Origin of the sequence: Devosia algicola, assembly GCF_028816455.1 — a bacterium.
Classification (GTDB): domain Bacteria; phylum Pseudomonadota; class Alphaproteobacteria; order Rhizobiales; family Devosiaceae; genus Devosia; species Devosia algicola.
In genome coordinates, this window is the sequence record NZ_CP118246.1 from 2,574,795 (window position 1) to 2,597,754 (window position 22,960).

Sequence of the window (22,960 nt, forward strand, 5' to 3'; positions counted from 1 at the left end):
TGCATAGTTTTAGTGATGGGCAGGAACTGGATTCGACTTCGATTAACATTGCCCTCGCCGCGATCTTGGACTGGCAGGAGCGAATCAGCACATTTCCATTGGTAGGTGCGTCGCTGGTCATCCACATCGTGCACTTTGCTTGCGTGTGTGAAGGGCATTTGCCGCAGCGGCGATTTCTTGAATTTGGACGCCTGGGGGGCCGCCAATATGCTCAAATCACCATTTTACGACAGGCTGCGCGTCCTCGTCGCGCGACACGGCGGTCTGCACAATGCCCATCTTCATCTTGACCGCATCAACACGCTCGAGGATGGCTATGTCGATCAGGGGCGGGTGCACGTACTTGAAAGCTCGGCCATCTCGCTGCAGAAGAAACATGCCCTGATCAATACGGTGCACGACGGCCCGGCCTATGGTCGCGACGACATGCTTGCCCGTGTCGAGGATGGCGTAGCGGTCATGCTTGAGGCCAATACGAGGTTGGCCGATACCATGGTCGATGTAACCGATGATCGCGTGCAGCTTTCGGCTCTTGAAACCTTAAACGAGGCCGCACAAGCTGTTGCGGACCGCATCACTATTCGAGCGGCAGCCTATTCTCCACTTGGATTTCGCGACGATGAGCCTGGACGATGGTCTGTCTTCGAGCGTGGCGCCAAAATCGCGGATTTCATCGGCTGCCTGCCTGAAGCCGATGATCGGGACGACTATCCCGACAATATCGGCTTTGAGGAACATTGCGTGCGCATGCTCGATGTGGCGCGGCGAGAAAACAAGATGCTGCACGTACATACCGACCAGCGCGTGGAGCCGACTGAAAGGGGAACAGAGCGACTTCTCGAGGTGATGCACGGTGAGCCGGGACCCGTGTCGCAGGACGGTACGCCAATGGTTTGGGCCGTGCACATGATTTCGCCGACCACCTATGACGACGCTCGTTTCGCGCGCCTCGTGGATAATCTGCTCGCGTGTAATGTCGGCGTCATCAGTTGCCCCTCTGCGGCGGTGGGGATGCGGCAAATACGACCCCTTCACACGCCGGCAGACAACTCCATCCCCCGCATTCTGCAACTTGCCGCCGCCGGCATTCCTATCCGTCTCGGCTCGGACAATGTTGCTGATATCTGTTCGCCGAGCACCACGGCCGACCTGATGGACGAAGTGTTCGTGCTCAGCGCCGCCATCCGTTTCTACCAACCCGAGATCCTGGCAAAGTTCGCCGCAGGAGTGGCACTTTCAGAAGATGATCGTGCCCTCATTGCCGACCATCTGCGCCGCAATGACGTCGAAATCGAAAAGGTGCTGCGTGCAACTGGGCAAACTGTTTGAAGGCATGCTCGCCAGGAAAGTAAGAACTGCCGCCCCGGCGGAATTCCTGCTGGACAGCGCCGAACTCTACAACGCGCCCTATGCCGCCTATCGGCGGATGCGCCGTGCCGGGCCAATACTGCCCTGCCGGCCCGCAGGTTTCGCCCTGACCCGGCATGCAGATATCAAGCTGGCCCTGTCCCATCCCGATCTTGGCAATGCGCCGTCACGCTTCTCCACTCTGCACAGTCGCAATGCCGAAAAATATGTAGCAGCAAACCTTGCCAGCAACATCCCGCCCTTCCTCGACAAACCCGAGCACGTTGTGGTGCGCAGGGCCATAACCTCGGCCTTTTTTGCATGTTTTCGCGACTTCACTACCCAACTCGAAGCGCTGGCACGCACCCAGGCCCAGGACTTCGCCTCGGTTGGCGGTGGAGATCTGGTTGAAACATTTGCCAAGCCGTTCACTATTCAGGTGATGTGTCACTTTCTCGGCCTGCCAACTGCAACGGGCGCCGAGCCTGCAAAAATATGCCGAAAGCTTTTTCCTGCTATTCGCCCCGATTGCCGATCCCATCGCCTTCAGTCAGGTGAACCAGGATCTGGCAGCCTTCAGAGCGATTGTTTGCGAACACCTACCCAATGCCGATAGCGGTATTCTGGCGCATTTTCGTGACCATGGTAGCCACGGTCTGAGCAACACGCAGATCGTCGATGCCTGCATTTTGCTGTTTGCGGATGGTGTGGAAAATGTCGCTTCAGCGATTGGTACGGTCATGCTGACATTGACCGAGCACCCAGAAATACGCGCGGCTCTGATCGAGGGCAAGATGAAGCTGGGTGCCGTGATAGAGGAGGCGTTGCGACGCGATGCGCCGGGGCAGATCATCTCCCGCATCGTGCGGCGCGACACCGAGCTGGCGGGATTGGCAGTACCAGCCGAGACGGCGGTTTTCCTGTTGCTTGGTAGCGCCAATCACGACGAGACCGTCTTTGCCGACCCGGAGCGCTTCGATTGCCAACGAGATCTCGAGCCAATGCTGACTTTTGGCGGCGGTCGCCATTCTTGTATCGGGGCGCAGCTGGCCCGAAGTCAGATATCGGCGGCTGTCAATGCCCTGCTTGGGGCGGACATCGAGATTGTCACCAGACCCGGGCAAGTCCGTTATGTTCCGCGCTTTGGACATCGCTGGCCACAATTTCTCGAGGCAAGGATCGCCCCTAATCGCCGGCGTCAGCCTTCCTGAACTTTTTGGCAGCCCGGCGCGGCAGGCCCTTGCACAATACCAGGCGGCGAAAGGAGCGTCCGGTCCTTTCGTGGAACCAGAAGACCCCCTCATCGACCACGTCGAGCAGCAGCATCATGGGAAGGCCCCGTTCAGGGAAGGCAACCGGCAATTGCAATGCAACACTCTCGCCCGGCAGCACCACCGCCGGCAAGTCAACGCTGGCGGCATTCAGGACTCGAGGATAGCCATCCAGATTGGACCAACGCGCCGCAAGGCGATAACTTTTATGGGGGCCACGTCGCCACGCCGTGTTGCCCGAATTGCGCACCGTGACGTCCAGTTGCAGCGGCTGCCCCGGCGCAGCCCAGAACGGCGTTGGTGCAATGATGCTGGCCATAACGTCGTCCCCCGACGGGGTCTCGCCACAACTCTCGACCAGCGTCACCTGCAAACCGGACGCCAGCAATTGCGTGACACGCTGCATGATGGTTTTGGCGGCGATGGGCGCGGTCAGGTCGCCATGGTCGTAATCGAGATTGAAACTGACCGCTCCCGCCGGATGCAGGCGAGGCAGGGCGAGTTCCGGTGAGGTGAACACGGCGGCCCCCGAATGGACATTGTCCCTACCCCAGAAATAGACGGTAGGCAGTCGGTCGGGCGTGTCAAAACGACGATCGACCACAACATGCAGAGCGATCGTCCGTCCTCGCGCTCGCAGGTTTTCGGCGATCTGCCGCGTGACCACGGCACCCTGACAAAAGCCGCCAAGAGCAATGGCGCCCTGGGGATGCAGCCCCATGATTTCGTCAGCATAGTGCTCGGCAAGCAGGGTCGTATTGGCCGCAGACTTTACGGACAATCCGGATAGCGATCGCAATAGATAGATGGGGCGATCACCCGCGCTGGCGTCAACCACATGCTGCCACTGCTCCACGCCAGCCGAACACCAGAAAAAGGGTTGCCCTTCACTGGCACCATTATGGCCGGCCACAAGCGACCAGGAATGGGTGCGCCGCCCACCCCAGCCCGTCATCGCGGACTTGACAGCGCTGAACACGGGTGCGGGCAACGCGCCCTCATAGGGCGGCGAGACCAGCTGGTCAAAGAGCTGTTCGAACTGGCGCAGGGTGGGGGCTTCATAGAGCAGGTTGGCCGGTATCGATTTGCCAAATTCCTGCTCAAGAGTCAGCATCAATGTGGTTGCCAACAGACTGTCGCCGCCTTGATCGAAAAAGTCATCGTCGAGGGCCAGATGCGGCCGCTTCAGGACCTCACACCATAGGGCGAACAGCCGCTTTCCTAGCGGCGTGGCTATCTCTTCCTCGACAGCGGCATTGGCTGAATCAGCAAACATGCGCCTGAGTGCATTGCGGTCGATCTTGCCGGATCCCAGTTTTGGCAGCGTGTCGAGGACCACGATGCGGCGCGGGCATTTATGAGGGGCCAGGCGTTCGGCGAGGGCGGCGCGCATGGCCACCGGCTCTACAATGCAATCCCTCCGCATCGTCACGGCGACAGCGACCTCCTCCCCAAGACTGGGATGAGGCACGCCAAATGCGGCAGCCTCTGCGACGGCGGGATGCGCCATCAGGGCGCGGTCGATCTCCTGCGGAGCGATCTTTTCACCGCCGCGATTGATGATGTCCTTGACCCGACCCGTCAGCCATAAATATCCATCGGCGTCGATCCGACCCGTGTCGCCGGTCCGCAGCCAGCGACCGACAAAATGGTCGATACGTGGCACGCCTTCGTAGCCTGGTGTAGTTGTGGGACCGGCTACGAAAATCTCGCCGGGCAGACCGGTTTCAACAGGATTACCGAACGCGTCGGCGATCAGGATTTCGGCGCCATTTGCCAGCCCCACGCTTCCGGGTCGGCGACGCGCGGGAGGCAACGGATTACTGGCGATTTGGCCGGCTGTTTCCGTCATGCCGTACATGGCAATGATCGGGATGCCCGAAAAGCGGGCTTCGAGTTCGCTCTGACGTTCCGCCGATAAGTCCGACGACACCGACCGCACAAAGCGCAATTTGCGTCCGATGGCCGCCAGTTCGGTATCCGAGCAGGCTGCAGCCAGATTGATCAGCATGGTGGGCACGCCCTGCATCCAGGTGCAGGACTCGCTGAGCAGCGCGTCTCGAAGGTTTTCGGTGGCGATAGGATGAGCGAAATGCACACCGCCCCCCGTGCTGAGGGGCGCAAGTAGCAAATCGACGATGGCACCAATATGGTACATGGGCAGCATATGGACGGCGATGTCCGAAGGACCAAGCGCGAGGGTCATGGCAATTGTTCGCGCCGAGCCTAACAAGCGCTTGGCGTGTTAGCGGAACCCGTTTGGGTCCGCCAGTTGACCCCGAGGTCGGCAGGACAAGGGCTATATCGCCGCGGTTCGATCGTTCCGGCGGCAGGACAGCACCCGAGGCAAGGCCGATCGAGAAGGCACCATAATGGCGAGACGGTTCCGACTGCAGCGCCAGAATCGCCATCCCGCGCCGTTCGAGCAGCGCCCGCGTCTCGCTGTCCTTGGCGTCGATCAGAACAGCGTCGGGGCCAAGCTGCGCGAGCGCTTCTGAAATCTCATTAGCAGTCAGCTTTGGATTGAGCGGAATCGCCGTCAATTCAGCACAAAGGCCAAGCTGTGCCACCGCGGTTGATGCGGCATCGGGCAACAGTGTGGCGACCCGATGACCGGGTGCAAATCCACTCCCTCGTAGCCAGCGTCCAAATTCGGCGAGTTGTTTCCGCAACTGCCCATAGGTACATTGCGTGCCATCGGATGAGCGCAGTGCAATTGCCTTGTCCGGCGCGGCAAGGAGCGACATAAGATCGGATTTCTGGTCTGGCAACAGTCAAACGAGTCCACATTAGCGACAAACGCTCTGTGTTTAGCACACATTTTTCTGCCAAGTCCCACGCCAAGACCGTCCGGTCACCAACCAACGCCACGGGGTCTATTCTGCGGTCTCTACGAAGCTCACGAATTCGACGTTCTTTCTGGCATGCCGTATTGGCCGGTCCGCCCGCCGCAAAGATAGTGTTCACACCAGACTAAAACTGCGGCACTACAGGTTTGAATGTCTGCTACGCGATGGTTGACCAAATACTGACCGGTCTCATCCCGCCTCCACAACGCGAGCGCCACCCGGAAAAAGCCAAGCTTGCCAATTGAGTCGCGTTAGACCAATCTTATTGCAGCAAGACGTACAGCGTGTGACCTGCCACCGATTATTGTTGGCGGGCAACGAGAAATGGGAATATTCAAGTCATGAACTTGGACAATGGAATTGCCGATGCGGGCGATATGGACGAGGCGGCTTGTTCCGTGCGTAGGGCGGGGGCTATCAGCCGCCGATCATTTCTGGTTGGCTCAGCCGTCAGTCTTAGCGCGTTGGCGCTTGCCGGTTGCGCCACGACCGGCGGTATGAGCCTCGCAGAGGCGCAGAAGGTTTACGGACCATTGCCTGACGAGCGCTTCCCAATCCCGGCCGTCAATGTGAGCAAGATCAATCCGAAGTATTATCGCCGGACAGTGCATTATGACACCAAGGAAGTGGCTGGAACGATTATCGTCGATCCGAGCCACTACTATGTCTACCGCATCGAAGGCGACGGATATGCCACCCGTTACGGCGCCAATGTCGGCCGCGCCGGGTTCCTGTGGAACGGTGACGCCTATGTCGGGCGCAAGGCCGAATGGCCAGTCTGGACGCCGCCAAGGGAAATGATCCTGCGACAGCCAGAAGCCGCCAAATATGCCGGCGGCATGCCACCGGGCCTGGACAATCCTCTCGGCGCCCGCACGCTCTATCTCTATCAGAACGGCATTTATACGCTCTACACGCTCTACAGCACAACTGTAGCGGAAACGATCGGCAAAGGCATTTCAAGCGGCTGTATCGGCCTTCTCACTCAGGACATGATGGACCTTTATTCACGGACCCCGGTCAACACCAAAGTGATTGTCCTGCCGGCATAGGCATGGGCGTCGTCCCACATCCCAGCGCTCCGGAGGGATCGCTGAGACCGCATCGTGCTTGCGATTTGGAAGTGCGACCTGCTTGTTTCTCAACGCTGCTAATTGGGAATGATGGCCAGCGCGGAAACAAGATAGGAGCCAGACACTCCAACCAAACCATTCCAACAATGTCTGAAAAACAAAAAAAGGCCCCTAAGGACCCTTTGTCATCAAAGGTTTGCCACCCTTTGATATTGGAGCGGGCGATGGGATTCGAACCCACGACCCTAACCTTGGCAAGGTTATGCTCTACCCCTGAGCTACACCCGCACTCCAGTGTCTTTCGTGCGATGCCTTGGCACCGACGCGACGCGCGCCTATATGCCCAATGCGCACTCTGATTGCAAGTAATAATCTGCAAGTGGATGGCGCACAAGACACAAGGGCTTGTCACACAGGCGCCTCAAGGCGCACAAAGAGCCCCAAAACCGCAAACAGTTCAGTCGCGAAGGCCCAGTTATGACATTTGAGTTGAACGGCGCAGCCGCCCCAAAAAACAATGCCGCCCCCGCCGGCGCCTTGATCGCCGAATCAAGTGATCAGAATTTCAAGGCTGATGTGATCGACGCGTCGGTACAAGGCTCCTGTATTGGTGGATTTTTGGGCGCCATGGTGTGGCCCGTGCCGCGCCCTGACCCCGACACTTGAAAAAGTGGTAACCGAGAAGGCCGGCAAGATCCGATTGGTCAAAATCAATATTGATGAGCATCCCCAGATCGCCGGACAACTGGGTGTTCAGTCCATTCCAGCAGTGTTCGCCTTCGCAGGCGGCCGGCCCGTCGATGGCTTCATGGGCGCCCTGCCCGAAGGGGAGGTGCGCCGCTTCGCCGAAAAAGTGATCGCTGGCGCCCCCGAAGCCCCACCCGAACCCGAGTCGATGGAAGAGCAGATTGCCAAAGCCATCGAAGCCGCCAATGAAGCATTGACCGCTGGTGATCTGGGCCGCTCGGCGCAAATTTTTGGCATGGTTTTGCAGCATATGCCCGACCATGCCGGTGCGGCGTTGGGCTTGGCACGCACCTATCTGGCTGCCGGTGAAGCAGATCAGGCCAAGGCCACGCTCGAAATGCTGCCCGACGCCGCCCGTACCGGCGACGACTATGCCGCGGCGATGGCCGCCATTCGCCTGCTCGAGGAAGCCAAGGATCTGTCCGAGGCCGACACTTTGGAGGCGGCGATTGCCGCCAATCCCGACGATCATCAGGCGCGGTTTGACCTGGCGGTCGTACGCAACGCCAATGGCGACCGGCTGGGCGCCGCCGAACAGTTGGTGGCGCTGATGAAGCGTGACCGCACCTGGAACGATGATGGCGCCCGCAAAAAACTGATCGAGCTGTTCGAAGCCTGGGGTGCCAAGGATCCAGCAACCATCAAGGGCCGCCGGCTGATGTCGGCCGTCCTCTTCGCCTAAGGGAGCCCGCAATGCTCAAAAGACCCGCCTCGCCCGCCGAGTTGCCAAAATCGGTGCCGGTCTTTCCACTGTCCGGTGCGCTGTTGTTGCCCTTTTCGCACCGCCCGCTCAACGTCTTTGAACCGCGCTATATCGAGATGGTCGATGCGGCACTGCGGACCAACCGGATGATTGGGCTTATCCAGCCCGAAGACACCTCTGAGGAATCACCCAAAGGCCGCAGCCCACTTCAAAAAGTGGGTTGCCTCGGACGCCTGACCCATTTCGAGGAGAATAGTGACGGGCACTATTTCATCATTTTGGAAGGCGTCACCCGTTTCAAATTGGTGTCTGAACTGACAGTAATGACCCCCTATCGCCAGTGCCTGATCTCCGGACACGGGTTCGAGCCCGATTTCGAGCGCAGTTTTGGCGAGGAAGGTGTGGATCGCGATCGCTTTGTCAAAATGATGCGCGACTACGCCGAATTCGCCAATTTTGAACTGAACTGGGATGAGATCGAGCGCACCGGCACGGCTGACCTGATCAATTTTTGCTGCATGGTGTCACCCTATGGTGCCGCCGAAAAGCAGGTCCTGCTCGAAGCCGATACGTTGGAGGCGCGTGCTGAAACCCTGATTGCCATGACCGAGTATGAAATGGCCCATGGCGGTGACGGTCCGGCTGCACCACTGAACTGATGACCGACCCGCGCCACGTCGTTGATGTCAAAACCCTCGAAATGCTGGTCTGCCCGCTGACCAAGACTCGATTGAGCCTGTCGGAAGACAAAAAAGAACTGATTTCAATCGCGGGACGACTGGCCTTTCCAATCGTTGAGGGTGTGCCATTGCTCAGCCTCGATGAGGCACGCAGCGTTGAGCCCGACGAACTCAAGCGCCTGCCACATCCGTCCGGCGCTCGATAACAAGACTAAATCGGCTGTCCCAGCAACAGGCGTGGGCCGGTGCTGGTCAGCCCGGACGCATTGCGAATCATTGCCTCCTTGAGCGGACCTGCCCTGTCGACCAGCCCCAGGCCCAGATCGCGCAGGGCGCGGACGGGGGCAACATCGTTGGAAAACAACCGGTTCATCATGTCGGTGACCATGGCCATGGCACTGGTGTCCAAACGCCTCCAGGACTGGTAGCGCGCCAGCACATCCTCGCCCCCATGATCCATCCCCAGCCGCATCGCCTCGATGACGACCTCGGCCAACGCCGCAACGTCCTTGAGGCCCAGATTAAGGCCTTGCCCGGCAATTGGATGCACCACATGGGCCGCGTCCCCGATCAGCGCCAGGCGCGGCGCCACCATGTCGCGCGCAATCTGCATGCGCAGCGGAAAGCTCTGAACCTTCTCAACGATTTTTACCGTACCAAGACTGGATCCCATGACCATTTCGATCTCGTGTGCCAATTGTTGTGCGGACATGGCAACATAATGGGTCGCTGCCTCGCGTGTCTCGGTCCAGACCAGCGACGAGCGATTTCCGGGCAAAGGCAGACTGGCAAAAGGACCTGCCGGGCGGAAATGCTCATAGGCGACACCAAGATGGTCCAGGCTCGTGTTCAATCGTGGTAACGATGCCGTTCTGGCCATAGTCATGACCGACCACCCCGATACCAGCGCCCTGGCGTAGATTTGACTGTGCACCGTCGGCTGCAATCACCAGCGCCGCACCCAACTGACGCCCGTTACTGAGCACCAGCCGCGTACCAAAACTATCATGGTCCCGATGGGTGATCTCGACTGGAGCGATGATGTCGACAATGTCAGTGATATCGTCGAGCAGCGCCTGCGCCATAACGCGATTGGGCACCATATGGGCAAAGGCTTCACCGGGCCCAACATCCCCCTCAAACCGCAGATAGAGCGGCCGCGCCATATCGCCGACCCCTGAATCTGTAATATTCATCGCGGTGATCGGCTGGGCCTGCGCCGCCATCGTCTCCCATACGCCCAGCGTCTCGAACACCCGCCGCACGCCAGCCGCAATGGCACTGGCCCGGCTATCCTGCGGCACGCTCATCGGGCGGCGATCGACAAGACCAATGCGAGCACCTGCCATGAAACGGGTCAGGCTGAGGGCCATGGACAGGCCCACCGGACCACCGCCGACAATCAGGACATCATATCGATCCACAGCTGCGACCATGACAAAGCTCCATTTGCCCCACTGTCTCCCGCGCGACGGCACAAGACAAGCGCGCCAAACGCCGCGCGTCAATGGCTGCCCGAATTTTGCCCAATTGCGAAAAGGTCATGCACAAAATATGTGCAATATAGCACCTCCTTTGGCGCTGGCAAATTAGGCCAGATTATAAACCGTTGTTTTACAACAACAATATGATCAAATTCGCAGTTGGCACGCCGCTTGAGTCTAAAAGACCATCTACAGTGAACAGCGCACAGTCGCAAAGGGGCAAACATGAAACTGGTGATAGCGATTATCAAGCCTTCACGCCTCGAAGAGGTCCGCCAGGCACTCAACTCCCTCGATATCCACGGCATGACCGTGACCGAGGTCAAAGGATATGGCCGCCAGAAGGGGCATTCTGAAATCTATCGCGGCACCGAATATGCCGTGCATTTCCTGCCCAAGCTCAAAATTGAAATCGCCGTTGATGATCCGGTCAGTGACGCTGTCACGACCGCCATTTGCGAAAGCGCCCAGACCGGGCGCATTGGCGACGGCAAGATTTTTGTCGTTGATCTCGAAGCCGTAACCCGCATCCGCACCGGCGAAACCGGCGCCGCCGCGCTTTAGGCGCCACCCCAATCGGAGAAGAAGAAATGACAGGCTTGAAAACGTCAACAATATTGGGTGGGGGTCTGCTGGCAACGCTGGTGTTGACACTGCCCACACTTGCACAGGAGGCTGCGGCGCCAGCTGCTGAAGCCGCGGCCGCCGTGGTGCCGATAATCGACAAGGGCGACACCGCCTGGATGCTGGTTTGCACAGCCTTGGTCATTCTGATGACCATTCCCGGGCTCGCCCTGTTCTATGGTGGCCTTGTTCGCGCCAAGAATATTCTGTCGGTTCTCACCCAGGTTTTTGCGGGCTTTGCCATGCTGGCCCTGCTTTGGGTCGCCTACGGTTACTCACTGGCCTTTGCCGGTCCAACCGAGGGCGGGCTGTCCGCATTCTTTGGCGACTTTTCCAAATTCTTCCTAAACGGCGTCACGCCCGACAGCACCGCCGCGACCTTCTCGGCCGGGTTCGAATTGCCCGAACTGGTATTTGTGATTTTCCAGCTGACCTTTGCCGCCATTACCGGCACGCTGATCGTCGGTGCCATTGCCGAGCGGATGAAGTTTGGCGCCCTGATGGCTTTCCTCGCCATCTGGTTCACCTTTTCCTATATCCCCATCGCCCACATGGTCTGGAGCGGTCCCGGTCTCCTATTCAATCTGGGTGCCTATGATTTTGCCGGTGGCACCGTCGTGCACATCAATTCCGGTATCGCAGGCTCTGGTCGCAGCCATCGTGCTCGGCCCCCGCGTTGGCTTCCTCAAGGAGCCGATTGCGCCCCATAATCTGACCTTCACCTATATCGGCGCTTGCCTGTTGTGGGTTGGCTGGTTTGGTTTCAACGCCGGTTCGAACCTTGAGGCCAACGGCCTGACCGCCCAAGCGTTTCTGAATACCATTACCGCGCCCGCTGCTGCTGGTCTGGCCTGGGCGTTGGCAGAAAGACTTAGCCGTGGCCATGCATCGGCCCTTGGTGCCGTCTCTGGCGCCGTGGCCGGCCTTGTGGCCATCACCCCCGCCGCTGGTTTTTCCGGCACCTTCGGGGCGATCGTTTTGGGTGCTGTTGCCTCGCTCGTGTGCTTCTGGGCAGTGGTCAACCTCAAGCCAATGCTGAAATATGACGACAGCCTCGACGTCTTCGGCATTCACGGCATCGGTGGCATCGTCGGCGCACTGGGTACCGCGATTGTTGCCAGCCCAGCGCTAGGTGGTTACGCACTCGACGGTTATTCCATGGGTGGCCAGTTCATGATCCAGTTGACAGCCGTGGCCATTGCCGTGGTCTGGTCCGGTGTCGTTGCCCTTGTCGCCCTGTTGATAGTCAAAGCCCTGTTCGGCGGCCTGCGGGTTACCGAAAGTGCCGAGAGCGACGGTCTCGACCTCGCAACACACGGTGAACGCGCCTACAACTGACCAACAATGCCGGCGGCGGATGCGCCGCCCCGGCACCAACGAGCGATTGGTGATCGCGTGCAGGCTCGTGTTCCTCTTGGCCCGCCACAGAGGCTTCCCACTCGCAAACGGCATGAGGCTGCACCCCACCACCAATCTGCAAGGCCTGCCAGCAAACTGGCGGGCCTTTTTGTTGACCAATGCCCGATGGTTAGCACCAGATTAACTTCGCCCTTCTAGCATGATGCCAAATTGGGCTGTCGATCCCCGACGCCCGTGCCAAAGATTTGTTGCCATCCATGCCGACACATCCCACACCCGTGCTTGATGAAGTGCGCACCACCCCTGCCCGCAGCCGCCGTCCAGCGGCAGCCAAAAAACCGGCAGCCAGCCACGCCATAGCCATCCGCATACCGCTGCGGTTGGTCGGTTTGATCATGTTGGCGCTGGTTGGATTGTGCCTGGTGGCGCTGGCATCCTGGTCGGTTGATGACCCCAGCTTCTCCTATGCAACTGCCAAACCGGCCAGCAATTGGCTCGGTTTTGCTGGCGCTGCAACCGCGGACCTGCTGTTCCAGATTTTTGGCCTGGCAAGTCTGGTGCTGCTGGTGCCACCTGCTGTTTGGGGCTGGACATTGCTGCGCCGCGTGGCGCCCAACGCGATGGCTCTGCGTCTTTTCGCCTGGCTGGCTTCGGCGCTCTTGGCGGCGGGCGCCTTGGCCTTCACTGCCATGCCCGCAACCTGGCCGCTGCCAACGGGCCTTGGCGGCTTGATCGGTTCGGGTTTTATCACGCTTGCAACGATGATCGCTGGCGCCGATCCACAACCCATCACCATGGCGCTGTTTGCCATCATTATCGCTATTCCGACACTTGCGATGTTCTGGCTCGCTCTGGGCCTGGGCAAGACCACTGAAACTCGGGAACAACCAGCAAACCCCGCGCGGCGGTCCTCATCCAATACTGAAGCAGTTGACGCCGATGAACCTGAAACCAACCCCATCGTTGACGTGGCCATTGGTGCGCTGGTGCATCTGGGCTATTCGCTTCGCACAGCCTTCAGGCGGGCCCGTAACCAGCATCGTCAAAAACGCGCCGAGGACGGAGCGCCATGGCGCGACACCGAGATCGAGCCCAATCTGGACGGCCTGAGCGCGCCCGACGTAGCCATCGCCCCGCGCCGAATTCATTCCGCACCCACTCAACCCGACAGTGCCCCTGCCGCACCCGGCCAGCGTGCTGACTATGACGATACTGAATTGGACTACCCCGACGAGGTCGACTATGACGACACCCCGTTCGTCGCTGATCCGTCGCCGGTTCCAACCAGCCATCAGCAACGTGGCGATTCGCGTTTCAATCCCGGCGCGGCGCGATCCGGCGCCACTCGAATAGCCGCACCGGCGCCACGCCCCATCCAGGGCAACAGGATGGCGCGCGAGGCCCAGGGATCATTGCTTGACGAGCCAGCCGGTTTTGAGCTGCCCTCGTTGGCGCTATTGTCCGAACCAAAGCCACGCAGTATCTCACACGAGCATTCTCCAGAAAATCTTGAAGCCATGGCGCGCCAGGCTCGAAGGTGTTCTTGAAGATTTCGGCGTCAAGGGCGACATTATCAATGTGCGGCCCGGTCCGGTAGTTACCCTCTATGAACTGGAGCCGGCGCCCGGCATCAAATCGAGCCGCGTCATATCGCTGGCCGATGATATTGCTCGCTCGATGAGCGCAATATCCGCCCGTGTTGCCGTGGTACCGGGTCGCAATGCCATAGGCATCGAACTGCCAAACGACAATCGCGAAACCGTTTATCTGCGCGAAATGCTGGCGTCCAACGATTTTGAGAAGATGAAAGGCAAGCTGCCCATCTGCCTTGGCAAGACCATTGGCGGCGAACCCGTCATCGCCGATCTAGCCAGAATGCCGCATTTGCTGATCGCGGGCACCACCGGTTCGGGTAAATCGGTTGGCATCAATACCATGATCCTGTCGCTGCTCTATCAGATGACACCCGAACAATGCCGTCTGATAATGATCGATCCGAAAATGCTCGAACTGTCGATCTATGACGGTATTCCCCACCTGCTGACCCCGGTGGTCACCGACCCCGCCAAGGCAGTGGTGGCGCTCAAATGGGCGGTGCGCGAAATGGAAGACCGCTATCGCAAGATGAGCAAGATCGGCGTGCGTAATATTGACGGTTTCAACCAGCGCGTGTCGGAAGCCGCCAAGGAAGGCAAGGTCATCTCCCGCACCGTCCAGACCGGCTTTGACAAGGAAACCGGCGAAGCGATTTTCGAAAGTGAGGAATTCGACCTCGAACCATTGCCCTATATCGTTGTCATCGTTGACGAGATGGCCGATCTGATGATGGTCGCGGGCAAGGACATCGAAGGCGCCATCCAGCGTCTGGCGCAGATGGCGCGTGCCGCCGGTATTCATATGGTCACCGCCACCCAGCGCCCTTCGGTCGACGTTATCACCGGCACCATCAAGGCCAACTTCCCCACCCGCGTGTCCTTCCAGGTGACCTCCAAGATCGATTCGCGCACCATTCTGGGTGAACAGGGCGCCGAACAGTTGCTGGGCAATGGCGACATGCTCTATATGGCTGGCGGCGGTCGCACCAAGCGCCTGCACGGCCCCTTCGTGGCTGATAGTGAAGTCGAATCGGTAGTCAATCACCTCAAGGCTCAAGGCCAACCCGATTATCTCGAATCGATCACCGAGGAAGACGAGGATAGCCCGACGCCTGGCGACGATTATTCGGGTTCAGGTGACGAATTGTACGACAAGGCGGTCAATATCGTGTTGCAGGACCGCAAGGCTTCGACCAGCTATATCCAGCGTCGACTTGCCATCGGCTACAACAAGGCCGCCACCCTGATTGAACGCATGGAGCAGGAAGGCGTTATTTCCCAGGCCAACCATGCCGGCAAACGCGAAATACTGGTCGGTGGTGACCAGTAACGAAACTTTGCAGTCGTACAGGAGGTGCGGCACCCCAATTTGGGGTAGTGATTTCCAGCTGTTGCCGTAATTGCTCGCTATGCAGGCTTCAATCACCAATGTTCGGGACCAAACGCCATGATTCGCCGCGAAGCCCTATTTCTGGGTCTGTCCGCCCTGTTTGCCTCAGCCGCATCCAGCTGGGCGCTTGACCGGGCCCTGACGCCCGATGAGCAGCAACTGATTGCCGATATTGGCACACACAATTCCGCCATTCGTACCATGGTCGGGCGCTTTTTGCAGATCGACTCCCAAGGCGGGCGCACCGAAGGCACCTTTTACCTGCAGCGCCCCGACAAGATTCGCTTCCGCTACAATCCGCCCAGCCGCGAGGAAATTGTCTCGGTCGGCCGTGGTTTTTACGTCATGAACCGCCGCGACAAAACCTATTACGCCTATCCGCAGGACACTATTCCGCTGCGCCAGTTCCTCGGCGACCGGATCGATTTTACCCAATCCAACATTATCGATGTGACCACCAGCGACGCCTATATGACCATTACCATTACCGACGACACGGTGGCCGGAACGGTACAGGTATCACTGATTTTTGACAAAAATACCAAGGATTTGACCCAGTGGAGCCTTGTCGAACCCGGTGGGTCGGAGCTGACCTTTTCGCTCTATGACGTGCAAAAGGACGTTGAAATCCCAAAGTCATATTTCTATATCGACGCCACCTACACAGCGCTTGATCCCTCGAGCCGCTGACGCCACGCTAAACACCGCCCGGCGGGGTTTACCCACACACAAGCCTCGGCCATAAAGAACCTTCAGTCTCGCTCAAGGTTTCTTCATGCCCCTCTCCTTTGCCACCTGGAACATCAACTCCATTCGCCTGCGCCTACCCATGGTGCTTGATTTCCTCGAGCAATATAAGCCAGACGTCCTGATGCTCCAGGAAATCAAATGCACCAACGATCAGTTCCCGGCCGCCGCCTTTGCTGAAGCGGGCTACCCTCACCAAGCGGTTCACGGTCAAAAAAGCTATCACGGGGTTGCCACTGTTTCGAAACTGCCGCTGCTCGATGTTACGAGCCGGATGTTTTGCGAGATCCCTGATTCGCGCCATGTTTCGGCCCAGCTGGATTTTGGGGCGCAGCCGCTGACCGTTCATAATTTCTATATTCCGGCGGGCGGTGACGAGCCTGACCCCGAACTCAATCCCAAGTTCAAGCACAAGCTGGGTTTTTTAAGCGAGCTGGGCGATTGGTTCGCCGATCCCGCTTTTGTGGGCGAGCATCTGATCGCTGGCGATTTCAACATTGCCCCCCATGAAAACGATGTCTGGAGCCACAAGCAATTGCTCAAGGTCGTCAGTCACACACCAATTGAAACCGAAACGCTTGATGCGTTGCTGGTCGGCGGCTGTGGCTGGACTGACCTCGTGCGCAAGCACATTCCCCATGACCAAAAACTCTATTCCTGGTGGAGCCTATCGCAGTGCCGACTGGCAGGCATCGGATCGCGGCAGGCGCCTTGATCACATCTGGTCCACGGCCAATATTGCCAAAGTCAGCCAAGGGGCGGAAATAATCCGGGATGCGCGGGGCTGGAGCGAAAAACCCTCTGACCATGTCCCCGTTATCGTCCGTTTTGACCTGACAGGCGGTTAGCGTTTCATCTTGGCGCCAACCGGCTCGAGCGCACCAAGATAGGCTGACAAATCACTTTGAATGCGATCTGCCGCGCGCTCGGCAAGGTCCGGCGACTGTCGGCAAAGTTTGAGAAACGAGGCTCGCGGCACGAACAGCGTCTCGCACTCAACGACTGCGGTTATGCTGATCGGACGCGATTTAGACAGAATAAGTGCAATCGTTGATACCACGCTGCCGGGTGCACTGATTGCCGAGGGCTTGGCCTTACCCTCAGGCTGGATCTTGAGTGTACCCGAAATCAGCACATGGGCGCCCAGCGGCACTTCTCCAGCGCGATAGATGACATCATCAGGCGCAAAGAGGCGCTGTTCGCTGGAAAACGCCAGTAAACGCTTCTGCTCGTCATCGCAAATATCAAAGAAGTCGGCGCTGGCCAGAACCACCGCCGCATCGTCTAGTCGCATCCCGCCCCACACTTACCCGAGCGCGCCACACCTTTGCCGCACCATTCAACCTATAGGGCATTTCTTAGGATCGACTGAACCAAAATCTTTACAAAAACTTAAGGTACCAGCCGATATCCACCTTCTTCGGTGACCAGCAGGCGCGCGTGAGAGGGATCACGCTCGATTTTCTGGCGCAGTCGGTAGATGTGTGTTTCCAGCGTATGGGTGGTGACACGGTTGTTGTAGCCCCACACTTCCTTGAGCAGGATATCGCGTGAAATCGTCTTGGGACCCTGGCGGTAGAGGAATTTCAGGATCGATGTTTCCTTGTCGGTCAGACGCACCTTGCTCCCTTCGTTGGTCTGCAGGAGCTTGGCGGCGGGCTGAAAGGCATACTGGCCGATAGTAAAAACCACATCTTCGCTCTGATCGTGCTGACGAAGCGCCGCATTGATTCGAGCCAGAAGAATGGGAAACCGGAATGGCTTGGTAAGATAATCATTGGCTCCTGAATCCAGTCCCAGGATCTGATCTGCTTCACTATCATGACCAGTCAACATCAGGATGGGGCTGCGAAACTCTGCCTGACGCAACAGCTTGACGGTTTCGCGACCGTCCATGTCAGGCAGACCGACATCAAGGATCATCAGGTCAAAATTCTGCTCGCGCACCGCCGACAATGCTTCATTGGCGGTCCCTGCCTCGCTGATTTCAAACTCATGTCCCTGCGCCAATTGCTCCACCAGTGTCTGGCGCAACTCCGCGTCGTCATCAACCAGTAGAATACGGCGCTTGTTCATGATGTTCTCCGAGAAAGGCAGGCAGCAGGATTTGTCTATAACAATATGGCGAGGCGTATTGGGTTACCTCATCACATCGACGTTATAGGATCAGCAACGGGTCAGCCGCATCGAAAGTTGCATATCATTGGCACTATACCAAACCGTCAGACGGATTTGGTTCATCAACGCAGCGGCGATCGGGAACCGAACAGGGCCGACCCAACCCGCACATGGGTAGGCTCCCATGCTGATCGCTGTTTCAAAATCACCACTCATGCCCATCGACAACTGCGTAACCCCGGCCTGTGTCGCCAGCAATACCAGACTGGCGAAATACGGCCCTGGCGGCACACCCTCAGGTGGAATGCACATCAACCCGGCCACCTCAAGCCCATGATGACTGCGGCACCGCTCAACAAAGCCCACACTATCGGCCGCATCAACACCATGCTTTTGGGTCTCGTCCCCGATATTGACCTGCACAAAACAGCGAACCGATCGCCCCGCACGATCCATCTCACGTCGAAGAGTAGCCGCGAGTTTGTCGCGATCAACGGTTTGAATACAATCAAACAGGGCAACCGCATCACGCGCCTTGTTGGTTTGCAGCGGCCCGATCAGGTGTAATTCAACATCAGGAAACCGAGTCCGCAACCGCGGCCACTTTTCCGCGGCTTCCTGCACCCGGTTTTCGCCAAATACGCGTTGTCCGGCGACCAGAAAAGGCTCCAACGCGTCCCCGGGCACGGTCTTGGAAACAGCAATCAGTTCGCACGGCGCCAAATTGGTGTCGAACCGCTTTCGGGCCCGCAACATTGCCTGGCGGATACCCGCGAGGCGCTCGGCGGCATGTTCTTCGGCCTGATCCACGCTTTTGCCCTGTTCCTGTTGACCTCAAAGGGGTTTTCTGATGATGGTCCGGTAACCAAAATCCCCGTAAAAGGCAAGCAAGCACGGCGCCCACCCGCCCAACTGCCCCCAAAACGAGTTGACCACAAGGATAGCACCGTGAGCGCCGAACGCTACAACCCGCGCGAGATGGAACCCCATTGGCAAAAAGTCTGGCACGAGAACCAGTCATTTGTTGCCCTCAATGACGATACGCGCGAACGCTATTATGTGCTCGAGATGTTCCCCTACCCCTCGGGCCGCATTCATATGGGCCATGTCCGCAACTACGCCATGGGTGATGTTGTGGCGCGCTATCAACGAGCGCTCGGAAAAAATGTCCTGCATCCAATGGGTTGGGACGCGTTTGGCCTGCCTGCCGAAAATGCGGCAATCGAGCGCAAACAGAATCCCGGCATATGGACCCGGCAAAATATTGCCGCCATGCGGGATCAACTCAAATCTATGGGCCTGTCGCTGGACTGGAGCCGGGAGATTGCCACCTGCGAGCCTGACTATTATCAGCACCAGCAGGCGCTGTTCATCGATTTCCTCGCTGCCGATCTGATTACGCGCAAGAAATCCAAGGTCAATTGGGACCCGGTCGATATGACCGTGTTGGCCAATGAACAAGTCATCGATGGCAAGGGCTGGCGGTCGGGCGCGCCCGTCGAGCAGCGCGAATTGACCCAATGGTTCTTCAAGATCAGTGATTTCGCCGAAGAATTGCTTTCGGGTCTCGACGAGCTCGAGCAATGGCCCGAAAAAGTGCGCCTGATGCAGCGCAACTGGATTGGTAAGTCCGAGGGGCTGCGCCTGCTATTCGAGATTTCGCCAAACAGCAAGATTAGCGCAACCAGTCTTGAGGTCTTCACCACCCGCCCCGATACAATCTTTGGCGCGTCGTTCCTGGCGCTGTCCCCGGATCACCCGCTGACTCGTCAGCTGGCAGCCGATGATCCGGCACTGACTGAGTTCGTCGCCGAATGCCATCGCCTCGGCACCGCCACCGAAACCTTGGAAAAAGCAGAAAAACGCGGCTATCTGACCAATGTCACGGTCAAGCATCCGGTCATCGACGGCGCCACATTGCCGGTTTACGTCGCAAATTTCGTGCTGATGGACTATGGCACCGGCGCCGTGTTCGGCTGTCCGGCCCACGATCAGCGCGATCTTGACTTCGCCCGCAAATACGACCTGCCGGTAACGCCGGTGGTGCTGCCCCCCAACCAAGATGCGAGCAGTTTTAACATTGCCGGCGAGGCCTATGTCGAGATCGGTACCATTATCAATTCAGACTTCCTCAACGGCATGACAATCGACGCGGCCAAACAGGCGGCGACGGCATTTTTGCCCAGCGGACAGTCGATGGCAAACCACAGGGCACTGTTGAGGTGAACTATCGCCTGCGTGATTGGGGCATTTCGCGTCAACGCTATTGGGGTTGCCCGATTCCGATTATTCATTGTGAAGTGTGTGGTACGCTACCGGTGCCGAAGAAGGACCTGCCGGTGGTCCTGCCCGCGGATGTCAGCTTTGACCAGCCTGGCAATGCACTCGAACATCATCCCACCTGGAAGCACACACATTGTCCCCAATGTGGCGGCGCAGCACGGCGCGAAACGGACACCATGGATACATTTGTCGACAGTTCCTGGTATTTCGCCCGATTCACCGCACCGCATGCCTCGACCCCGACCGACCCGGACGCAGCAAGTGCCTGGTTGCCGGTTGATCAATATATCGGTGGTGTCGAACACGCGATCCTGCATCTGCTCTATTCGCGCTTTTTTACCCGTGCGATGCAGCAAACCGGACATGTCGCCGTGGCGGAACCCTTCAAGGGGTTGTTTACCCAGGGCATGGTCACCCATGAAACCTATAAATCCGCAAGCGGTGAATGGGTTTCCCCAACTGAGGTCTTGCTCGAAACTACCGCCGATGTCCGTAGCGCCAAGCGGTTGGATACAGGCGCGCCGCTGACCATCGGCCCCATCGAAAAGATGAGCAAATCCAAGAAGAACGTCGTCGATCCCGACGAAATCGTCGCCACCTATGGCGCCGACACAGCGCGCTGGTTCATGCTCTCGGACTCTCCACCGGAGCGCGACGTGCAATGGACCGAGGCCGGCGTTGAAGGCGCCAGCCGGTTCCAGCAACGAGTATGGCGCTTGGTCGGCGAGATTGTCGCACTAAGTGAACAATCTAAAGACATTGTGATCAAAAACGATGATAAAGAGGCAATGGCGCTGCGCAAAATTGCGCATCGCGCTGTTCACACCATCGCCGACGACATTGAAGGACTGCGCTTCAACCGGGCAGTCGCCCAAATCTACGAATTGACCAATGCATTGGTCCGCGCCGCCGGTATTATGGCCGCCGCGCCCGATACGCGTCTCGACGCGCTCAAGGACGGCGTTGGTCGGCTAGTGCAAACTATTGCCCCGATGATGCCGCATCTGGCCGAAACCTGTTGGGCAGCCCTTGGCCACAAGGGATTGGTCGCCGATGCACCTTGGCCGGAGGTCGACCCAGCGCTTCTGGTGGATGATGAAATCATCATCCCGGTGCAGATTAATGGCAAGCGCCGTGGCGAATTGAACGTCGCTCGAGGTACTCCCGTCGCCGAAATTGAAAAGCAGGTCTTGTCATTGGACACAATTGTTCGCATGCTTGAGGGCAAGGCTCCAAAGAAACTGGTTATCGTCCCAGACAGGATCGTCAATGTTGTCATTTAACCCATTGGTTAGAGCGGTTCTGATGGCGGCGGCACTGCTGGCAACCTCAGCAATCGGTGCGTGTACGTTTGCCCCGGTCTATAGTGGCACGCTGGCCCAAACCCCCCATATCCCCATGGCGTACGCCAAGCCGCAGAACCGCCTGGCTCAGATTGTCAACCAGGAGCTGGCGCTTCGGCTCGGCACGTCTAGCACCGCCACGGCGCCGCTTGCTCAAGTCGTCGCCACCAGTGCCGTGAGGGCCCTTACCCGGTCTCAAACGGTAAATCCCAACCGTGCCTACGAAATTTCGGTCACCGCAACGCTAACGATTACGGCGCGCGATGGCACCGACGCCAAACCCCTGAGTTTTACCAGGACCGCGACGGCCCAATTCAGTTCCAGCGGCCAGGTCCTTGCAGCCACCGAAGCCAATATCGAGGCAGGCGAACGCGCCGCGCGTGCAGTAGCTGAATCGTTGCGTATGGCAGTTCTGGCCCAATTGTCTCGACGCTGATGGGGGCACTCAAGGCACACGAAGTCGCACGCTTCCTTGCCCGGCCACGTACCGACCTCGGCATTTTCCTGGTCTATGGCCCCGACGCCGGGCTTGTGCGCGAAACCAGCCGGGCGCTGGCAAACTACTTTGCCGACAAAGCCACACCGGATGGCAACGTCATTACGCTTGACGGCAGCGAGATCGACGCCGATCCCTCGCTTCTCGCGGTTGAGGCCAAGACTATCTCGCTGTTTGGTGACAAACGGGTCATTCGCATTCGTGGCAATGGCAAATCGTTGGTAACGACTCTGAAGGAAGTCGCCGTCGACCTTGGTGACGCGACGATCCTCGTAGAATCGGGCAATTTGACGCCCAAGGACGCGCTTCGTGCCTTTGTCGAAGGCCACCAAGCCGGCCTCGCACTCCCTTGCTATCCCGATAATGACGAGGCACTCAACATCCTGTTTCGCGACACATTTGCCCAACATGGCATCAGGATTGAATCCGATGTCATTCAACTACTAAGAGAGAATTTGGGTAATGATCGTGAGATAACCCGGCGTGAGACTCGAGAAATTGACCTTATATGCCGCCGACACCAAGGAAATCACTCGCGAACAGGTGCTTATGCTCTGCGCTGACAATGGCGCCACCATAACCGATGCGATTATTGACGCGATGGGTACAGGCCACCCCGAAAAGATGGAATTGGCACTCAACCGCGCCGTCGCCGCCGGGGTCGACGCACAGCGCCTGCTCCGGTCGGCCAGCCTGCATTTTGCCCAGATACGTCAATGGCGCGCCCAGGTAGATGCTGGCAAATCGATTCGCGACGTTTTAGGCAGTGCCCGGCCAAAACCCCATTTCTCACGCACCGCCCAAGTCGAGCAACAGGCTCCGACTCTGGAATGATTCCGCCCTCGCTGCCG

General features: G+C 58.4%; 16 protein-coding genes, 1 tRNA gene and 7 pseudogenes. 17 read left to right on the forward strand and 7 right to left on the reverse strand.

What is annotated here, in order from left to right; genetic code table 11:
• Positions 1 to 207: 207 nt before the first annotated feature.
• From PSQ19_RS13665 to PSQ19_RS13675, 3 genes are read left to right on the forward strand one after another with little or no spacing between them, the layout of a single operon-like run.
• Positions 208 to 1,329 (forward strand): amidohydrolase family protein, encoded by a 1,122-nt coding sequence (locus PSQ19_RS13665; RefSeq protein WP_282218184.1) that lies wholly within the window; start codon positions 208 to 210, stop codon positions 1,327 to 1,329.
• Positions 1,307 to 1,963, forward strand: a complete 657-nt coding sequence (locus PSQ19_RS13670; protein ID WP_282218185.1) for a cytochrome P450 family protein — start codon at positions 1,307 to 1,309, stop codon at positions 1,961 to 1,963. Before PSQ19_RS13665 ends, PSQ19_RS13670 begins: the two co-directional genes overlap by 23 nt.
• Positions 1,902 to 2,558, forward strand: coding sequence for a cytochrome P450 (locus tag PSQ19_RS13675; RefSeq protein ID WP_282218186.1), 657 nt, complete (start codon positions 1,902 to 1,904; stop codon positions 2,556 to 2,558). Before PSQ19_RS13670 ends, PSQ19_RS13675 begins: the two co-directional genes overlap by 62 nt.
• Here the strand turns inward: PSQ19_RS13675 and PSQ19_RS13680 are convergent.
• The gene (locus tag PSQ19_RS13680) at positions 2,533 to 4,824 is read right to left on the reverse strand and encodes an AMP-binding protein (RefSeq protein WP_282218187.1); all 2,292 of its coding nucleotides are present in this window, start codon (positions 4,822 to 4,824) and stop codon (positions 2,533 to 2,535) included. The two genes, PSQ19_RS13675 and PSQ19_RS13680, sit on opposite strands and share 26 nt — an antisense overlap.
• Positions 4,745 to 5,365 (reverse strand): annotated as a pseudogene (locus tag PSQ19_RS19910) (AMP-binding protein); the annotation flags it as partial. The gene PSQ19_RS13680 and the pseudogene PSQ19_RS19910, both read right to left, overlap by 80 nt.
• 443 nt (positions 5,366 to 5,808) lie before the next feature.
• Between PSQ19_RS19910 and PSQ19_RS13690 the strand changes: the two are divergent.
• Entirely contained in the window at positions 5,809 to 6,519 is a 711-nt protein-coding gene (locus tag PSQ19_RS13690) for a L,D-transpeptidase family protein (protein WP_282218189.1), read from the forward strand.
• A 234-nt stretch (positions 6,520 to 6,753) separates the two neighbouring features.
• Here PSQ19_RS13690 and PSQ19_RS13695 read toward each other — a convergent pair.
• A tRNA-Gly gene (locus PSQ19_RS13695) sits at positions 6,754 to 6,828 on the reverse strand.
• A gap of 189 nt (positions 6,829 to 7,017) precedes the next feature.
• On the opposite strand from PSQ19_RS13695, the gene PSQ19_RS13700 reads away from it, so the two are divergent.
• From PSQ19_RS13700 to PSQ19_RS13715, 4 genes are read left to right on the forward strand one after another with little or no spacing between them, the layout of a single operon-like run.
• A complete protein-coding gene (locus tag PSQ19_RS13700) occupies positions 7,018 to 7,206 on the forward strand; it encodes a hypothetical protein (RefSeq protein ID WP_282220778.1) in 189 nt (62 codons plus the stop codon).
• On the forward strand, positions 7,151 to 7,969 hold the full coding sequence (locus tag PSQ19_RS13705) for a thioredoxin family protein (protein ID WP_282220708.1): 819 nt from the start codon (positions 7,151 to 7,153) through the stop codon (positions 7,967 to 7,969). The genes PSQ19_RS13700 and PSQ19_RS13705 overlap by 56 nt, the downstream gene beginning before the upstream one ends.
• Positions 7,970 to 7,980: 11 nt before the next feature.
• Positions 7,981 to 8,649: an LON peptidase substrate-binding domain-containing protein gene (locus PSQ19_RS13710; protein ID WP_282218190.1), complete on the forward strand. Its 669-nt coding sequence runs from the start codon at positions 7,981 to 7,983 to the stop codon at positions 8,647 to 8,649.
• Entirely contained in the window at positions 8,649 to 8,876 is a 228-nt protein-coding gene (locus PSQ19_RS13715; RefSeq protein WP_282218191.1) for a Trm112 family protein, read from the forward strand. The genes PSQ19_RS13710 and PSQ19_RS13715 overlap by 1 nt, the downstream gene beginning before the upstream one ends.
• 5 nt (positions 8,877 to 8,881) lie before the next feature.
• Here the strand turns inward: PSQ19_RS13715 and PSQ19_RS13720 are convergent.
• Positions 8,882 to 10,106 (reverse strand): annotated as a pseudogene (locus tag PSQ19_RS13720) (FAD-dependent monooxygenase).
• 273 nt (positions 10,107 to 10,379) lie between these two features.
• Between PSQ19_RS13720 and PSQ19_RS13725 the strand changes: the two are divergent.
• The 5 genes and pseudogenes from PSQ19_RS13725 (at position 10,380) to PSQ19_RS13745 (ending at position 16,717) form a co-directional block, all read left to right on the forward strand.
• Entirely contained in the window at positions 10,380 to 10,718 is a 339-nt protein-coding gene (locus PSQ19_RS13725; RefSeq protein ID WP_282218192.1) for a P-II family nitrogen regulator, read from the forward strand.
• A gap of 26 nt (positions 10,719 to 10,744) precedes the next feature.
• A pseudogene (locus tag PSQ19_RS13730) lies at positions 10,745 to 12,116 on the forward strand (ammonium transporter).
• Positions 12,117 to 12,394: 278 nt separating this feature from the next.
• Positions 12,395 to 15,062, forward strand: a pseudogene (locus tag PSQ19_RS13735) (DNA translocase FtsK 4TM domain-containing protein).
• A gap of 117 nt (positions 15,063 to 15,179) precedes the next feature.
• Positions 15,180 to 15,812: a LolA family protein gene (locus PSQ19_RS13740; protein ID WP_282218193.1), complete on the forward strand. Its 633-nt coding sequence runs from the start codon at positions 15,180 to 15,182 to the stop codon at positions 15,810 to 15,812.
• Between the two features lie 85 nt (positions 15,813 to 15,897).
• Positions 15,898 to 16,717: pseudogene (locus PSQ19_RS13745) on the forward strand (exodeoxyribonuclease III).
• On the opposite strand, the gene PSQ19_RS13750 reads toward PSQ19_RS13745, so the two are convergent.
• The 3 genes and pseudogenes from PSQ19_RS13750 to PSQ19_RS13760 form a co-directional block, all read right to left on the reverse strand.
• Positions 16,714 to 17,163 (reverse strand): Crp/Fnr family transcriptional regulator, encoded by a 450-nt coding sequence (locus PSQ19_RS13750; protein ID WP_282218194.1) that lies wholly within the window; start codon positions 17,161 to 17,163, stop codon positions 16,714 to 16,716. The pseudogene PSQ19_RS13745 and the gene PSQ19_RS13750 sit on opposite strands and share 4 nt — an antisense overlap.
• A gap of 98 nt (positions 17,164 to 17,261) precedes the next feature.
• The gene (locus tag PSQ19_RS13755; RefSeq protein WP_282218195.1) at positions 17,262 to 17,945 is read right to left on the reverse strand and encodes a response regulator transcription factor; all 684 of its coding nucleotides are present in this window, start codon (positions 17,943 to 17,945) and stop codon (positions 17,262 to 17,264) included.
• 164 nt (positions 17,946 to 18,109) lie between these two features.
• A pseudogene (locus tag PSQ19_RS13760) lies at positions 18,110 to 18,743 on the reverse strand (YggS family pyridoxal phosphate-dependent enzyme).
• Between the two features lie 192 nt (positions 18,744 to 18,935).
• Here PSQ19_RS13760 and leuS point away from each other — a divergent pair.
• The 4 genes and pseudogenes from leuS to PSQ19_RS13780 all read left to right on the forward strand — a co-directional run bounded on the left by leuS (position 18,936) and on the right by PSQ19_RS13780 (position 22,943).
• Positions 18,936 to 21,553: pseudogene (gene leuS, locus PSQ19_RS13765) on the forward strand (leucine--tRNA ligase).
• Positions 21,540 to 22,049 carry an LPS assembly lipoprotein LptE gene (gene lptE, locus PSQ19_RS13770; protein ID WP_282218196.1) on the forward strand — a complete coding sequence of 170 codons (510 nt, stop codon included), beginning with the start codon at positions 21,540 to 21,542 and terminating at the stop codon, positions 22,047 to 22,049. The pseudogene leuS and the gene lptE overlap by 14 nt, the downstream one beginning before the upstream one ends.
• Positions 22,049 to 22,672 (forward strand): DNA polymerase III subunit delta, encoded by a 624-nt coding sequence (locus PSQ19_RS13775; RefSeq protein ID WP_282218197.1) that lies wholly within the window; start codon positions 22,049 to 22,051, stop codon positions 22,670 to 22,672. The genes lptE and PSQ19_RS13775 overlap by 1 nt, the downstream gene beginning before the upstream one ends.
• Positions 22,659 to 22,943 (forward strand): DNA polymerase III subunit delta, encoded by a 285-nt coding sequence (locus PSQ19_RS13780; protein ID WP_282218198.1) that lies wholly within the window; start codon positions 22,659 to 22,661, stop codon positions 22,941 to 22,943. The genes PSQ19_RS13775 and PSQ19_RS13780 overlap by 14 nt, the downstream gene beginning before the upstream one ends.
• The last annotated feature ends 17 nt before the right edge of the window (positions 22,944 to 22,960 follow it).